Origin of the sequence: Streptomyces sp. CB02058, assembly GCF_001905505.1 — a bacterium.
In the GTDB taxonomy this organism is placed as follows: domain Bacteria; phylum Actinomycetota; class Actinomycetes; order Streptomycetales; family Streptomycetaceae; genus Streptomyces.
In genome coordinates, this window is record NZ_LIPG01000006.1 from 537524 (window position 1) to 552985 (window position 15462).

At 72.6% G+C, this 15462-nt stretch carries 13 protein-coding genes; 6 read left to right on the forward strand and 7 right to left on the reverse strand.

The window, feature by feature from the left end; translation table 11 throughout:
• From AMK10_RS30570 to AMK10_RS30590, 5 genes are all read left to right on the forward strand, one after another.
• On the forward strand, window positions 1–906 hold the full coding sequence (locus AMK10_RS30570) for a carbohydrate ABC transporter permease (RefSeq protein WP_073751871.1): 906 nt from the start codon (window positions 1–3) through the stop codon (window positions 904–906).
• 75 nt (window positions 907–981) lie between these two features.
• Window positions 982–3552 carry a family 78 glycoside hydrolase catalytic domain gene (locus AMK10_RS30575; protein WP_338014676.1) on the forward strand — a complete coding sequence of 857 codons (2571 nt, stop codon included), beginning with the start codon at window positions 982–984 and terminating at the stop codon, window positions 3550–3552.
• A gap of 160 nt (window positions 3553–3712) precedes the next feature.
• Window positions 3713–6190, forward strand: a complete 2478-nt coding sequence (locus AMK10_RS30580) for a beta-glucosidase family protein (protein WP_073751875.1) — start codon at window positions 3713–3715, stop codon at window positions 6188–6190.
• Between the two features lie 64 nt (window positions 6191–6254).
• On the forward strand, window positions 6255–6872 hold the full coding sequence (locus tag AMK10_RS30585) for a TOPRIM nucleotidyl transferase/hydrolase domain-containing protein (protein ID WP_073751877.1): 618 nt from the start codon (window positions 6255–6257) through the stop codon (window positions 6870–6872).
• A gap of 184 nt (window positions 6873–7056) precedes the next feature.
• Window positions 7057–7479 (forward strand): PPOX class F420-dependent oxidoreductase, encoded by a 423-nt coding sequence (locus AMK10_RS30590; RefSeq protein WP_073751879.1) that lies wholly within the window; start codon window positions 7057–7059, stop codon window positions 7477–7479.
• Here the strand turns inward: AMK10_RS30590 and AMK10_RS30595 are convergent, their stop codons facing one another.
• From AMK10_RS30595 to AMK10_RS30625, 7 genes are all read right to left on the reverse strand, one after another.
• On the reverse strand, window positions 7480–8220 hold the full coding sequence (locus tag AMK10_RS30595) for an SDR family NAD(P)-dependent oxidoreductase (RefSeq protein ID WP_073751881.1): 741 nt from the start codon (window positions 8218–8220) through the stop codon (window positions 7480–7482).
• Window positions 8217–9188 carry a fumarylacetoacetate hydrolase family protein gene (locus AMK10_RS30600; RefSeq protein WP_073751883.1) on the reverse strand — a complete coding sequence of 324 codons (972 nt, stop codon included), beginning with the start codon at window positions 9186–9188 and terminating at the stop codon, window positions 8217–8219. The genes AMK10_RS30595 and AMK10_RS30600 overlap by 4 nt, the downstream gene beginning before the upstream one ends.
• 84 nt (window positions 9189–9272) lie before the next feature.
• Complete coding sequence (locus AMK10_RS30605) at window positions 9273–10211, reverse strand: VOC family protein (RefSeq protein WP_073751885.1); 939 nt, start codon at window positions 10209–10211, stop codon at window positions 9273–9275.
• 21 nt (window positions 10212–10232) lie between these two features.
• Complete coding sequence (locus tag AMK10_RS30610; RefSeq protein ID WP_073751888.1) at window positions 10233–11231, reverse strand: amidohydrolase family protein; 999 nt, start codon at window positions 11229–11231, stop codon at window positions 10233–10235.
• Window positions 11228–12358 carry an FAD-dependent oxidoreductase gene (locus AMK10_RS30615; protein WP_073751890.1) on the reverse strand — a complete coding sequence of 377 codons (1131 nt, stop codon included), beginning with the start codon at window positions 12356–12358 and terminating at the stop codon, window positions 11228–11230. The genes AMK10_RS30610 and AMK10_RS30615 overlap by 4 nt, the downstream gene beginning before the upstream one ends.
• A gap of 24 nt (window positions 12359–12382) precedes the next feature.
• Window positions 12383–13339 (reverse strand): cyclase family protein, encoded by a 957-nt coding sequence (locus tag AMK10_RS30620; protein WP_073752039.1) that lies wholly within the window; start codon window positions 13337–13339, stop codon window positions 12383–12385.
• Window positions 13340–13344: 5 nt separating this feature from the next.
• Complete coding sequence (locus AMK10_RS30625; RefSeq protein WP_073751893.1) at window positions 13345–14343, reverse strand: fumarylacetoacetate hydrolase family protein; 999 nt, start codon at window positions 14341–14343, stop codon at window positions 13345–13347.
• A gap of 129 nt (window positions 14344–14472) precedes the next feature.
• Here AMK10_RS30625 and AMK10_RS30630 point away from each other — a divergent pair, with 129 nt between their 5' ends.
• Window positions 14473–15417 (forward strand): LysR family transcriptional regulator, encoded by a 945-nt coding sequence (locus AMK10_RS30630; protein ID WP_073752041.1) that lies wholly within the window; start codon window positions 14473–14475, stop codon window positions 15415–15417.
• Window positions 15418–15462: the final 45 nt, after the last annotated feature.

The window sequence follows — 15462 nt, forward strand, 5'->3', positions numbered from 1 at the left end:
ATGTCCCTCGACACGCCTACGAAGACCCCCTCCGCCGGCCCCGGGGCCGGACGGTCCGCACACCCGGCCGGGCGGCGGCGCCGCTTCCCCCGCGGCGTCTGGGGCAGAGCCGTCGTCGCACTGCTGCTGATCGTCGAGATCTACCCGCTGCTGTGGATGTTCCTGACCTCACTGAAGTCGAACGACGACTACCTCAACAGCTCCACCTGGAGCCTGCCGACGACCTGGGAGTGGGGCAACTACACCGAGGCGTGGACCACCGGCAACATCGGCCTCTACATCCAGAACAGCCTGATGGCGGTGCTCCCGTCCCTCGCACTGATCCTCCTGCTGGGCACCGCGGCCGGATTCGCCCTGCAGATCATGGTGTGGAAGGGCCGCAGCCTGACCCTGCTGATCTTCCTCGCGGGCATGATGGTCCCCTCCCAGATGATCCTTCTGCCCCTGTTCACCGTGTACTTCCGGACCGGCCTCTCGGGCACCCTGTGGCCGCTGATCCTCACCTACACCGGCACCGGCCTCCCGCTGACCGTCTTCATGATGGCCACCTACTACAAGACCGTGCCGCGCGAGATGTTCGAGGCCGCGGCCCTCGACGGCGCCGGCATTCTGCGTGCCTTCTGGTCGATCAGCGTCCCCATGGTCCGCAACGCCGTCCTCACCGTCGGACTGGTCCAGTTCTTCTTCATCTGGAACGACCTGCTCATCGCGCTGACCTTCACCAACAGCCAGGACCTGCGCACCATCCAGGTCGGCCTGCTCAACTTCACCGGTGACTTCGGCGCCACCCAGTACGGACCGCTGTTCGCGGCCATCTGCATCAACGTCTTCGGCACGCTCCTGATCTACCTGTTCCTGAACCAGAAGGTCATGAAGGGCCTGACCGGCGGAGCCGTCAAGGGCTGACGCCCCCGCTCCGCACGACACACCAGCACCCCCACGGAAGGCCTCTCCTCTCTGATGTCCCTTCAGCCTGCCCCGGTGACCTTCGAGCACCTGCCCGACGGCCTCGGCATCGGTGTCCCCGCACCACGCCTGTCCTGGACGCTGCCCCCCGGCACCGGGTCCCAGGAGGCGTACGAACTGGAACTCGTCCGCTCCGGCGCCGTGCACCGCACCGGCCGCGTCGACGGACCCGGCCAGGTGCTGGTGCCCTGGCCCGGCGAGCCGCTGACCTCCCGCGAACGCGTCGCCGTGCGCGTCCGCGTCTGGTCGCCCGGGACCCGCGAGCCGTCGGCGTGGAGTGCGGCCGGCCATGTCGAGGCGGGACTCCTGGACCCCGCCGACTGGCAGGCCGTCCCCGTCGGGGCCGGCTGGGACGAGGACCCGGAGGCCGAGCGCCGGCCGGCCCTGGTCCGCAAGGACTTCCGGCTCGACCGCACCCCGGCGCGCGCCCGCCTCTACGTCTCGGCACACGGTCTGTACGAGGCGGAGATCAACGGCCGCCGGGTCGGCGACGAGACCCTGGCCCCCGGCTGGACGGTCTACCCGCACCGGCTGCGCTACCGCACCCACGACGTCACCGCGCACCTCACCGAGGGTCCCAACACCATCGGCGCATGGCTCGGTGACGGCTGGTACCGCGGCACGTACGGCTTCGACGGCGGCACCCGCAACATCTACGGCACCGACCAGGCCCTGTTCGCACAGCTGGAGGTCACCTACACCGACGGGACCACGGACGTCGTGGCCACGGACGGGACATGGAGCGCCGCACCCGGCCCCATCCTCGCCTCCGGCCTGTACGAGGGCGAGACGTTCGACGCCCGGCTGCACGACCCGGACTGGTCCGCACCGCACCGTGCGGAATCCGGTGACTGGACGCCCGTACGGACCGGCAGCAGGGACCCGGGGACCCTCGTCGCGCCGATGGGCCCGCCGGTGCGCTGCACCGAGGAGATCGCCCCCGTCTCCGTCACCCGCACCGCGGACGGCCGCCACATCCTCGACTTCGGGCAGAACCTCGTCGGCCGCCTCGCCGTCACGGTCGACGGCCCGGCCGGCACCACCGTCACCCTCAGACACGCCGAGGTGCTCCAGGACGGCGAACTCGCCACCCGCCCCCTGCGCGAGGCGTACGCCACCGACACCCTGATCCTCTCCGGGCGGTCCCCGCTCACTTGGGAACCCCGCTTCACCCTCCACGGCTTCCGCTACGCCGAAGTCACCGGATGGCCGGGCGAGCCGGCCCCGGACAGCGTGACCGCCCGGGTCCACCACACCGACATGCGCCGCACCGGCTGGTTCGAGTGCAGCGACGAGCTCGTCAACCGCCTCCACGAGAACGTCGTCTGGAGCATGCGCGGCAACTTCGTCGACATCCCCACCGACTGCCCCCAGCGCGACGAACGCCTCGGCTGGACCGGCGACATCCAGGTCTTCGCCCCCACCGCGAGCTATCTCTACGACTGCGCGGGCATGCTCGACTCCTGGCTCACCGACGTCGGCCTGGAACAGCTCCCCGACGGCACCGTCCCCTGGTACGTCCCCGTCATCCCCGGCGAGCCGATGTGGACGCCGATCCAGCCGGGGGCCGCCTGGGGCGACGTCGCCACGCTCACCCCCTGGACGCTCCACCAGCGCTTCGGTGACGTCGGACTCCTGCGCCGGCACCACCCGATGGCCAAGGCATGGGTCGACCTGATGGAACGCCTCGCGGGACCGGGCCGCCTGTGGGACACCGGCTTCCAGCTGGGCGACTGGCTCGACCCCGCGGCCCCGCCCGAGGACCCGGCGGCGGGCATCACCGACCGCTATCTCGTCGCCACCGCCTACTTCGCCCACTCCGCCCGCCATCTGTCCCTGATCGCCGAAGAGCTGGGGGAAGACGCCGAAGCCGGACGGTACGCCGCCCTGGCCGACGAGGTCGCCGACGCCTTCCGCCGCCGATACGTCCTGCCCTCCGGGCGCATGACCAGTGACAGCCCCACCGCCTACGCCGTGGGAATCGCCTTCGGCCTGCTCACCCCCCGGCAGCGGCAGAAGGCGGGGAACCGGCTCGCCGAACTCGTCCTCGCGGACAAGTCCCGGATCGCCACCGGCTTCGTCGGGACCCCGCTGATCTGCGACGCGCTCACCGACACCGGCCACCTCGACGTCGCCTACAGCCTGCTGCTCCAGACCGAATGCCCCTCCTGGCTCTACACCGTGACCCAGGGCGCCACCACCATCTGGGAGCGCTGGGACAGCCTCCGGCCCGACGGCAGCCTCAACCCGGGCGGCATGACCTCCTTCAACCACTACGCCCTGGGCGCCGTCGCCGACTGGCTGCACCGCGTCGTCGGGGGCATCACGGCCGCCGGGCCCGGCTACCGGGACATCGTCTTCCGGCCCCGGCCCGGAGGCGGGATCACCTGGGCCCGCACCCGCCACGAGACGCCCTACGGAACCGCCTCCCTGTCGTGGGAGACGACCGCGGCCGGCCTGACGGCCCGCTGCACCGTTCCCGAGGGCTGCCGGGCCACCGCCGAACTGCCCGGCTGTGCGCCCGTGTCCCTGGACGCGGGCGACCACGTCCTGAACACCACAGAACTGGCGGGGAGAGCCGCCTGATCCATCGCTCTCCCCGTCCGGGAAAAGCGCACTCCGGGTGCACGTGACGCATCCGGGTGCGTGCCCGTCGAGCAGGGGCCGGCCGGGAACCTGACCTCCCGGTCGGCCCCCTTCCCCCGCGCGGCCGAGTCGTGAGCCGCCCGTCCATCGGAGAGCCGCTGTGAACCGACGTACGTTCCTCTCTGCCTCCGCCTTCACGGCCATGGCCGTGGGCATGGCCCCCGCCACGAGCGACCGGGCGGTGGCCGCGCCCGGCTCCGCCCCGCAGGCCCGGGCCGACGCCCTTCTCGCCCGGATGACACCGGCCGAGAAGGAGGCCCTCGTACGCTGCGACTTCGCCGCCGTCGCCCATCTGGGCATCCCGGCGCTGACCATGGCCGACGCCTCGGCCGGGCTGCGGGGCGAGAAGGGCGTCACCGCCTTCCCCGTCCCCGTCGCCCAGGCGGCCACCTTCGACGAGGCCCTCGTCCGCCGCATGGGCGGCGCCATCGGCACGGAGGGCCGCGCCAAGGGCTTCAACAACCTCCTCGGCCCCACCGTCGACCTCAGCAGGACCTGGCACTCCGGCCGCCAGTCCGAGGGCATGGGGGAGGACCCGCTGCTGGCCGGCCGGCTGGGTGCGGCCGTCACCGTCGGCATCCAGAGCCGGGACGTGGTGGCCACCGTCAAGCACTTCGCCGGCTACACCCAGGAGACCAACCGCCTGTCCACCGACACCGAGATCTCCGAACGCGCCCTGCACGAGGTCTACGAGGCGCCCTTCCGGACCGTGGTCGCGGCCGCCCCCACCACCTCGGTGATGATGGCGTACCCGAAGATCAACGGTACGTTCGCCGCCCAGCACCCCGCCCTGTTCGACGACGTGAAGAAGAGCATCGGCCTCCGGGGATACACCGTGCCGGACTTCTGGGCGGGCGACGACCAGGTCGCCGCCGCGCGGGCCGGTATGGACCTCGCCGGACTCGGTCCCGCCGGGGTGAAGCTCCCGGCGGGAGCGCTCACCGGCGGCGCGATACCGGGCGTACGGCTGGACGACGCGGCCCGCCGCATCCTCGTCACGATGTACGCGAACGGCCTCTTCGAGCACCCCGTGCCCGCCCCCGCCGACGACGTCAGCACCCCGGAGCACCAGAAGCTCGCGCACGAGATCGCCGTCGCCTCGACGGTCCTGCTCGTGAACCGGGCCTCGGCGCTTCCGCTGCCTGCCACGCTGAAGTCCCTCGCCGTGATCGGCCCCGCCGGCACCGACGCCGTCACGGGTGTGGCGGGCTCCACCTACGTCGACCCCGGGAACTGGACCACCCCCCTGAAGGCGATCCGCGACCGGGCCGGAAGCAAGGTCGCGGTCACGCACTCCCAGGGCACCAGCGGAGACCTGCCCCTCACCCCGGTCCCCTCCTCCGTGCTCCGCGACGCCACCGGTACGGCCGGACTGACCGCCGCCTACTACGCGGGCGCCGACGCCGCGGGCACCCCGGTGGCGACCCGCACGGACGCCACCGTCGACTTCGCCGCCGCGCCCGTGGAAGGGCTGCCGGACGTCTGGTCCGCGCACTGGACCGGCACCCTCGTGCCCACCACCACCGGACCGCACCGCTTCTCGCTGCTTGCCGCCGGGACCGCGGAACTGAGGATCGACGGCGCCGTGGTCGTCTCCGGCACCCGGCACAGCCGCCGCTTCTTCCTCGGCCCGTACGACTACCCGCTCCAGGGCGCCACCGCGCTGACCGCGGGACGCCCCGTCACCGTCGAGCTGACCTACACCAACGCCACGGCGGACCGCGGCACCAGCGGACTGACCCTCGGCTGGCAGCCCGACTCCCCGATCCCCGCCGCGGTGGAGGCGGCCCGCGCCGCCGACGCCGCCGTGGTCCTCGTGAACCGGGTCGCGGGCGAGGACATGGACCACGGCACGCTCCGGCTGCCCGGCGACCAGGACCGGTTGATCTCCGCCGTCGCCGCCGTGAACCCCCGTACCGTCGTCGTGCTCAACACGGACGGCCCGGTCGCCATGCCGTGGCTGGACGAGGTGGAGGCCGTGATCCAGGCGTGGTACGGGGGACGCGCGACGGGCACCGCTCTCGCCGCCGTCCTCTTCGGCGACAGCGACCCGTCGGGCCGGCTCCCGGTCACCTTCCCCGTCGACGAGACCCAGGGACCGGGCACCGGAGCCGCGAACTACCCCGGCACCGGCGGCACCGTCTCCTACGAGGAGGGCATCGCGATCGGCTACCGCTACTACGAGGCCGAGGGGCAGCGGCCCCGCTTCGCCTTCGGCCACGGGCTGTCCTACACGACCTTCGCCCACGGAGCCGTGGAAGCCGTCCACGACCCCGCCACCCGGACCGTCGACGTGACGGTCACCGTCACCAACACGGGCCGCCGCGAGGGCACCGAGGTGCTCCAGGTGTACGCGACCCTGCCCGGCGCCGCCGCGTCGGAGCCGCGCCGCCTGGCCGCCTTCCGCAAGGTCACCCTCGCGCCGGGGGCATCACGGCGCCTCACCCTCACGATCGGCACGATGGACCTGGCCGTACGGCAGCCGGGCCGCTGGACCCTTCTCCCCGGCCGGTACACCTTCGCGACCGCGCGTTCGGCGGGGACCGTCACCGCACAGCGGACGGTGACCATCGGCTGACCCACGCCCGCCCGCCCGGCGAAAACCGATACCGGGCGGGCGGGGCAGGGTGCAGACTCGTCCCATGGCTGACATGGGGGCATTCCGGGACGCGGTCACCGCGTGGGCGGCCGGCGGCCCCGCCGGACCCGCGCGTGAACTGGCCGAGCGGCTCTCCGTGCGCACGGTGGTCCTGCTCGAAGGGCCCAGCGACGCCGCCGCGGTCGAGGCCCTGGCCGAGAGCCGCGGACGGGACCTGGAGGCCGAGGGGATCTGTGTCCTGGCGATGGGCGGCGCGATGAGCGTCGGACGCTTCACCCAGCTCCTCGGACCGCCCGGCCTGGCCCTTCGCCTCACCGGACTCTGCGACGAGGCGGAGCGCCCCTTCTACACCCGCGGCCTGGAGCGTGCCGGCGCGGCGCAGCAGGGGTTCTTCGTCTGCGCGGCGGATCTGGAGGACGAGCTCATCCGCGCGCTGGGCGTGACCCGCGTCGAGGAGCTCATCCGCGAGGAGGGCGATCTGCGCGCCCTCCAGACCTTCCTCCAGCAGCCCGCACAGCGAGGGCGCACCTCGCGGCAGCAGCTGAGGCGCTTCCTCGGCACGAAGAAGGGCCGCAAGATCCACTACGGCCGGGTCCTCGTCGAGGCGCTCACCCCCGACCGCGTACCCGCACCGCTCGACGGTCTCCTCGGCACGCTCTGACCGCCCGGCTCCCGTGGACCCGGGAGCGGACCGGCCCTCCCGCCGGGCTGCCGATGCCACCGGGGTATAGCGTCGAAGGCGCCGCCGGACGGCGCGCGTGCGGCCCGCAGCGCGCCCCCCGGCACAGGACCTCCCGCCGCGATCCGCCGGCGGTCCGTCCACGAACGACCAGGAGAAGGAGCCCATGTCCAAGCCCCCGCTGCCCTCCGAAGCCGTCACCCTGCTGGGACGGCCCAACCCGGCCGTCATGGCCACGCTGCGCTCGGACGGCACCCCGGTGTCCACGCCCACCTGGTACGTGTGGGAGGACGGCCACCTGCTGATCAGCCTCGACGAGGGCCGGGTACGCCTGAAGCACCTGCGCCGGGACCCCCGGGTGACCCTCACCGTCCTCGACAAGGACGACTGGTACACCCATGTCACCCTCGTCGGCCGGGCGACCGAGCTGTACGAGGACGAGGGCCTGGCCGACATCGACCGCATCGCCCGGCACTACACCGGCGGGCCCTACCCGGACCGGGTCCGCGCACGGGTCACCGCGCGGATCGAGGTGGAGCGCTGGCACGGCTGGGGCGCGCTGAAGGACAGCAACCAGGCGTCCACCTGATCACCCCTCACGCAGGGCGTCGGAGACCGACTTGACACCTCCGTGTGCCGTGAGGCCGCCGTCCACGGGGATCTCGGCGCCGGTGATGAACGAGGCCGCGTCGGACAGCAGGAAGGCGACCAGCGGGGTGATCTCGTCGACGGTTCCGGTGCGTCCGAGCGGTGTCTCGCGGATGTTGGCCTCCCGGAAGGCGGGTGCGGCCGACGCGGTCATCTCGGTCTCGATGTAGCCGGGATGGATGGTGTTGACCCTGATGCCGCGCGGGCCGAGCTCCAGCGCCGCGGTCTTCGAAAGGCCCCTCAGCGCCCACTTGCTGGTCGTGTAGGCGACCGGGTAGTGGGCGGTGAGGGCTGCCGACGAGCCGACGTTCACGACACAGCTGCCCGGGGGCATCAGCGGGGCGAGATACTGGATGCCGAGCAGCGGGCCGGTGACGTTGACCGCGTGGACGCGCGCCATGTCCTCGGGGCGCACCTCGCCGATCCTGGCCCGCCAGGTGATGCCCGCGTTGTTGACGAGCCCGTGCACCTGCCCGTACGTCCCGCGCAGTTCGGCGGCGAGTTCGGCCCAGTCCCTCCCGCTGGTCACGTCGAGGCGCCGACAGCCCTCAGCGGGTTCCACGTCGGTGGCGACGACCCGGGCACCCTCCAGGGCCAGGGCGCGGGCCTCGGCGGCTCCCTGGCCGCGGGCCGCACCGGTCACGACGACGACCTTGCCGAGGAGCCGGCCGGAGCCGGTCACGGCCGTTCCCTGCCGCGTCGCCGGCCGGCGGGCAGCGGCACCGGATCGACGCCAGGGACGACCGTGTTGGTGAGCGTCCCGATGCCCTCGACCGTGAGCGAGACCGTGTCGCCGGGCTTCAGCGGCGGAGGGTTCTGCTCACCGCGCAGGCCCCAGAGCTCGGCGAGGCAGCCGCCGTTGCCGCAGGTGCCGGAGCCGAGGACGTCACCCGGCACGACACGGGTGCCGCGCGAGGCGTAGGCGGTCATCTCCTCGAAGGTCCAGCTCATGTTGGACAGCAGGTCCGTGCCGATCACCTCGCCGTTGACCTCGGCGGTCAGCGCGAGGCGCAGCAGCCCCTCGGAGTCCCGGTACGGCTCCAGCTCGTCGGCGGTGACCAGCCAGGGGCCGAGGGTGGTCGCGGTGTCCTTGCCCTTGCAGGGGCCCAGGCCGACCTTCATCTCCGCGGACTGGAGGTCGCGCGCGGACCAGTCGTTGAAGACGGTGTAGCCCACGATGTGGTCGCGGGCCCGCTCGGGGGTGAGGTCGCGGCCCTCGCGGCCGACGACGGCGCCCACCTCGAGTTCGAAGTCGAGCACCGCCGAACCGGGAGGCACGGGCACCGGATCGTCGTGTCCGAAGACCGCGTGCGGGTTGGTGAAGTAGAAGGTCGGCGCCGCGTACCACTGCTCGGGCACCCCGGATACGCCGTCCACGGCACGGCGTACCCCTTCGACATGTTCCTCGAAGGTGACGAAGTCCCGCACGGAGGTGGGCTGGAGGGGCGGCAGCAGCCGCACCTGGGAGACGTGCGGGCCGGGCGGCACGTCGAGCGCCGTCGCGCCCGCGGCGAGCAGCCCGGGCAGGCCGTCGGTCTCCGCGATCAGTGCGGCGAGGGAGGTGACGCCGGGCAGGGGGAAGAGCGTGCCGTCCTCCTCCACGACGGCCACGCGCCGGCGCTGCCGGTGTTCGTAGGCGGCGAAACGCATGGTGTGCGGCTCCTGACGGGAGTGGGTGGGGACGGGGACGCGGCGGCGGAGTGCACCCGCCGCGCCCCCGGGGCCGGGGGTGGCTCAGACCGGAGGGGCGATGAAGACACCGCGGTCGGGGTCGTTGAAGGACTCCTTGGCGACGAGTTCGTTCATCGCGTTGGCCGTGCCCCACTGGTCGGTGACCTCGGGCCGGGAGAAGTCGTAGACGTGCGGGTGCCAGGTGTCCTCGTCGAGGTTCTCGAGCTCGGTCGTGTACTCGACGGTGTTGCCGTGCGGGTCGAGGAAGTACGTGAAGGTGTTGTCGCCCGCCATGTGCCTGCCGGGCCCCCAGATCTTGCGGAACCCGGCCCGCATGACCCGGCCGGAGCCCCGCATGTACTCGTCGATCCCGCGCATCTCGAACGAGACGTGGTGCAGCGCGGTGTGCGGGCCCTGCGCGATGGCCATGGAGTGGTGCTGGTTGGAGATCCGCATGAAGTGCATCACCTCGCCCATGTGGGGCGAGCTGAGGGTGTCGGAGAGGGCGAATCCGAGGTGGCGCTCGTACCACGCGCGGGTCCGGTTGAGATCGGGGGAGTTGAGGACGACGTGGGAGAGCTTGACCGGGATGGCCTCCTTCTCCTCGATCTTCCGGTGCTGCCGCACCTCGACGTCGGCGGACACCTCGATGGTGCGGCCGTCGACGTCGAAGAAGCGGAAGCCGTAGCCGCCGCCCGGGGTGTCCACCGTGCCGGGCCGCGAGATCAGCTGCACGCCGCCGGCCAGGAGCCGTTCGGCGAGGGTGTCCACGTCGGCCGCGTTCGCCGCGCCGTAGGAGACGAGGTCGAGCCGCTTCTCCTCGGCCTCGCGCAGCCGTACGACGTACTGCTCGGGGGAGCCCTCGGCGGCCAGGAAGGAGATCCCGGAGTCCTCGGAGACCTTGGTCAGGCCCCAGACCCCGCCGTAGAAGTCGAGCTGCTTGTCGTAGTCCGGCACCGCCAGGTCGACGTGGCGCAGATGGGTGAGCAGGCGTGCGCTCATGGTGGTTCCTCCTCGTTGAGGTCAGGCGAGTCGCAGCAGGGCGGCGGCGTTGCCGCCGCGTACGGCGTCGAAGTCGGTCCCGGACAGTCCGGCGGCGCGCAGTGCGCCGACCGGGTCCTCGGAGCCCATGTCGAAGGGGAAGTCGGAGCCGAGCAGGACCCGTTCCGCCCCCGCGACCCGGATCAGCGCGTCCAGCACCCCCGGGTCGTGGACGAGGGAGTCGAAGTACAGCCGCCCGAGGTAGCTGCTGGGCGGGTGCGCGCATCCGGCGCCCGCGTCGGCGCGGGACGACCATGCGTGGTCGGAGCGGCCGATGTGGGTGGGCAGATAGCCCCCGCCGTGCGCGGCGATCAGCTTCAGACCGGGGTGGCGGTCCAGGACCCCGGAGAAGATCAGGTGCGAGAGCGCCACGGCGTTCTCGGTGGGCTGGCCGACGGTGTTGGACAGGTACCACCGGTCGAGGCGCTCGTCGAGCGTGCAGCCGAAGGGGTGCAGGAAGACCAGCGCTCCGGCCTCCTCGGCCCGCGTCCAGAAGGGCTCGTACGCCGGGTCGGAGAGCTCACGCCCCGGCGCGTGGCTGGAGATCTCCACGCCCTCCAGCCCCTGCCCCAGGGCGTGGTCGAGCGCGCGCACCGTCAGGTCCGGATGCTGGAGGGGCACGAGCCCGAGACCCCGCAGCCGTTCGGGCGCCCCGGAACAGTGGGCGGCGGTCGCCTCGTTGGCCAGCCGGCAGAGCTTCTCCGCGACGCCCCGGTCCGCCCAGTAGTGGTAGTGCGAGGGGGAAGGACTGACCAGCTGGAGGTCCACGCCCTGGGCGTCCATCGCCGCGAGCCTCGTGGCCACGTCGGTCATCCGCGGGATGCGGTCGCGGACCATCGGGCCGCTGACGGCGAGCGCGTCGGGGCCGTTGCGCCGGGCGTCCAGCTCCCGGGCCCCGGCGTGGCCGGGCAGCCCGGCCACGAGCGCCTCCACCCCGGGAAGCAGCACATGGGCGTGTACGTCGATGGTGGGCGCGGTCACGGCAGCTCCCGGAGCATGGTCATGGTGCGGCCCATCAGGCCGGGCACATCGGCGTCGCGCACCCCGTCCAGCTGCCACTGCCCGATCTGCACGGACGCCTCGACGACCGGCCGGACCCGCGCGACACGCCGCTCGTAGTACGCCTGGAGCAGGGCGTCGTCCCACTCCCCGGCCGCGGTCAGCATCTGCGCCAGCACGAGCGCGTCCTCCAGGGACAGCGCGGCGCCCTGCGCGAGCGTGGGCGGGCAGCAGTGCGCGGCGTCGCCGATGAGCACGACCCGGCCGCGGTGCCAGGAGCCCTCGACCAGCATCCGGTCGAACCAGGTGTAGTTGACCTTCGCCGGATCCTGGATCGCCTCGGTGATCTCCGGCCAGAAGCCGCCGTAGGCGGAGGCCAGGCCGCGCATCTCGTCGGCGTACTTCTCCGGGGGGATGGACGCCCGGTCGCGGTTGGCCTCGACGACATACGCGTAGAGCGTGGTCTCGCTGGTGGGGCAGTAGCCGGCGATGTAGGCCGGGCCGCCGTAGGCGAGGTCCGTGCGGGTGACCCCGGCGGGGCGCGGCGCCGCGATGCGCCAGATGGCCATGCCGGTCGGCTCCGGCGCGGCCTCGATGCCGATGGCGGCACGGGTGGTGGAGCCGAGGCCGTCGGCGGCGATCACCAGGTCGTAGCACCCCTCGGTGCCGTCGGTGAAACGGACCGTCACGCCGTCGGTGTCCTGCTCGAACGAGGTGGCGCGGGTGCCCAGCCGGACCGAGGCCCCGCTCTCCCGGACGGCGTCGATCAGGATCCGCTGGAGCTGGGGGCGCTGCATGCCGACGGTGGCCGGCAGGTCGTCGCCACCGCTGCGGATGTCGTCCTGCGCGTGCAGGACCGTCCCGTCGGGGGCGGTGATGCCCACCGAGCCGAAGCCGTAGCCCGACTCCCGCACCCGCTCCCACACGCCCAGTTCGCGCAGCACGCGCAGGGCGTTGCCCTGGAGGGTGATGCCGGACCCGGCGGTCGCGTTCCAGTCGTCCCTGGCCTCGACCAGGTCCACCGTGACGCCCGCGCGGCGCAGCAGGACCGTCACGGCGTTGCCGGCCGCGCCGCCGCCGACCACCAGGACCTTACGTGGTGTGTTCATGAGGGAACTCCCTTGTTCCACTTGTTACTTGACGGCGATCGGGTTGACGGGGCTGCCGACCGCGCCGGTGATCGGCAGAGGGGCGGCGGTGAGCCAGAAGTCGTACACGCCGTCCGCCGCGCAGTCCTCGGCCAGTGCCTCCGGATCCCACATCTCGCCTATCAGCAGGCCCATGTTGGGGATGGCGACCTGGTGCAGCGGCTGGAAGGCGTGCTCGAACTCGTTGGGCCGGACCTCGAAGCCCCAGGTGTCGGTGGCGATCGCGGCGATCTCCGTGCCGTGCAGCCAGCCGGCCGCTGTGAAGGACAGACCGGGCGCGGGACCGCCCGCGTACTCACCCCAGCCGTCACGGCGGACCCTGGCCAGCTGCCCGGTGCGCACCAGCACGATGTCGCCACGCCCGACGCGCACGCCCTGGGCCTCGGCCGTGGCCGTCAGGTGTTCCCCGGTGATCGCGAAACCGTCGGCCAGCTCCCCGTCCTCGCCGATGGCCCGGCCCACGTCCAGAAGTACCCCGCGGCCCGCCACGTGCGGCGCCATGTGCTCGATACCGGTGACCAGGTCGCCCTCGGAGGTGACGACCTTCTCCGCCGGGCGCCCGTTCCAGGCCTTGCCGTGGTCGAAGATGTGCCCGAGCCCGTCCCACTGCGTGGAGCACTGCAGGGGCATCGCGATGACGTCGTCCGCTCCGCCGAGGCCGTGCGGGAAGCCCTGCCCGGTGACGACGGCGTCCGTGCCGGTGTCGAGCATCGTGTGCACGGGGTTGGTGCGCCGGCGCCAGCCCTTCTGCGGGCCGTTCATGTCGAAGCTCTGGGAGAGGGAGAAGCTGACGCCGCGCCGGATGAGCGCGGCCCCCTCGCGGCGCTTGGCCTCGTCGAGGAAGTTGAGGGTGCCGAGCACGTCGTCCTCGCCCCAGCGGCCCCAGTTGGAGTACGCCCCGGCCGCCTCGGCGATCGAACCCTCGGGGTCGGTGCGGTCCACGGCGGTCACGACTCCTCCGCCACACAGCGGGTGCGCTGGGCGCCGAGCCCCGTGACGGACGCGTCCATGACGTCACCGTCGCGCAGCAGCCGGCCCCAGTGCATGCCGTTGCCCGCCGGGCTGCCGGTCAGGACCAGGTCGCCGGGCAGGAGCCGGGCGGACTGCGAGGCGTACGCGACCACACGGGCCACGTCGAAGATCATGTCCTTGGTGGACTCGTCCTGCATCGTCTCGCCGTTGAGCTTCAGCACGAGACGCAGGTCCCCGGGATCGGCGACGGACCCGGCCGGCACGATCCAGGGGCCGAGGGGGGTGAAGCCCGGGGCGTTCTTGCTGCGCAGCCAGTCCGTGCCGATCTGCGGCATGTCCCGCCGGAAGACGGTGGCGCGGTCGGTGAGGTCGTTGGCGATCGTGTATCCGGCGACGTGATCCAGGGCCTCCTCTGCGGAGACCCGGTACGCGGCCCGGCCGATGACCGCGGCCACCTCCAGCTCCCAGTCGGGCTTCCCGGCCCAGGCGGGGAGCACCACGTCGTCGTACGGCCCGGTGATCGCGCTCGGCAGGCCGATGAACACATAGGGCAGGTCCTCGGCCGCCCGGCGGTCCATGATCTCCGCCGCCTCGGCGCGGCGCTCGTCCTCGGGCCGCTCGTCGCCGGGAGCCCGGTGCGCGACGTGCAGGTCGATGACGTGCTGCCGGTAGTTCGCGCCCGACTGGAAGACCTGGCGCGGCTCGACCGGCGCGTGCACACGGAAGTCCGCGAGCGCGGCGCGCTCCACGGCGCCGTCGGAGGCCAGCGCCGGCAGCCGGGGGAGGCGCGCCGACCAGTCCTCCAGGAGACCCCGGACCGTCAGCGCCGGTTCCGCGAGGGCACTCCGCAGGTCGGTCACCAGGCCGTCCGGGGTGACGAGGGCGGGGAACGCGGGCCCGTCCTGTGCCGACAGGGTGGCGAGGGCGAACGGTCCCGCGAAGAGCGCGGACGAGGGTTCAGATTTCACGAACATGTCCTCCTGATTGCGATGCGACTAATCTGGACCCGCCACCAGTGATCGGGGAAATCGATTGTGTGGATGATCGCCATCCACCGTGTCTATTCGCCCCTGGTCGGCGCCCTGTCGAAAGGAGGAGCTTCCGTGAATCTGGCCAGCCTGGATCTCAATCTCGTGGTCGCGCTGCGTGCCCTGCTGGAGGAGCGCAACGTCACCCGCGCGGGGCAGCGCGTCGGGCTGAGCCAGCCGGCCATGAGCGCCTCACTGGCCCGGCTGCGCCGCCACTTCGGCGACGAACTGCTCGCCCGGGTCGGCGGCCACTACGAACTCACCGCCCTCGGGCAGGTGCTCCTCGACCGGACCTCCACGGCCTACGACGTGCTGGAACGGCTCTTCGCCAGCCAGGCCGACTTCGACCCGGCCGGCGAGAGCCGGGAGTTCAAGCTGATCGCGTCCGACTACGCCGTCGCCGTGTTCGGCACCGAGCTCGCGCGGGTCATGCACGAGGAGGCACCGGGCATCCGGCTGCGCTTCACCCAGACGCCGAACACCGTCGTCGACGACACGGCGACCCTCCTGAGCACCGCCGACGGCCTGCTCATGCCGCACGGCGTCATCAGCGGCTTCCCCGCCACCGACCTCTACGGGGACAGCTGGGTCCTCCTCGTCGCCGAGGACCATCCGGGCGTCGAGGACGGGCTCACCCGCCAGGACCTCGCCCGGCTGCCGTGGGTCACCTACCAGCGCACCTACGACGCCCCGGCCGTCCGCCAGCTCGGCATGCTCGGCGTCGAACCCCGCGTGGAGGTGTCCGTCGACAGCTTCCAGCTGCTCCCCCTGCTGGTGGCGGGCACCCGGCGCATCGCCCTGATCCAGGCGCGCCTGGCCCGCCTCCTCGAACCGCTCGCCGCCGTGCGGGTGCTGGAGCCGCCGTACGAGGCGGTCCCGCTCCAGGAGGCGATGTGGTGGCACCCGGTGCACACGCACGACGCGGCGCACATCTGGCTGCGCGAGACGGCCGCCAGGGTCGGCAGGCGGGTGTCCGGGGAGCGGGAGGCAGCCGAGGGGCCGTCACCCCGGACGGGGTGACGGCCCCTCGGGCGCCTTTCCCAACGACCCTTTCCCAACGACCCC

Excerpts from the sequence above, each read along its gene's own strand:
- AMK10_RS30605 (WP_073751885.1), bottom strand. The coding sequence starts at position 10,211 with ATGAGCGCACGCCTGCTCACCCATCTGCGCCACGTCGACCTGGCGGTG.
- AMK10_RS30590 (WP_073751879.1), top strand. The coding sequence starts at position 7,057 with ATGTCCAAGCCCCCGCTGCCCTCCGAAGCCGTCACCCTGCTGGGACGG.
- AMK10_RS30625 (WP_073751893.1), bottom strand. The coding sequence starts at position 14,343 with ATGTTCGTGAAATCTGAACCCTCGTCCGCGCTCTTCGCGGGACCGTTC.
- AMK10_RS30585 (WP_073751877.1), top strand. The coding sequence starts at position 6,255 with ATGGCTGACATGGGGGCATTCCGGGACGCGGTCACCGCGTGGGCGGCC.
- AMK10_RS30600 (WP_073751883.1), bottom strand. The coding sequence starts at position 9,188 with ATGCGTTTCGCCGCCTACGAACACCGGCAGCGCCGGCGCGTGGCCGTC.
- AMK10_RS30615 (WP_073751890.1), bottom strand. The coding sequence starts at position 12,358 with ATGAACACACCACGTAAGGTCCTGGTGGTCGGCGGCGGCGCGGCCGGC.
- AMK10_RS30570 (WP_073751871.1), top strand. The coding sequence starts at position 1 with ATGTCCCTCGACACGCCTACGAAGACCCCCTCCGCCGGCCCCGGGGCC.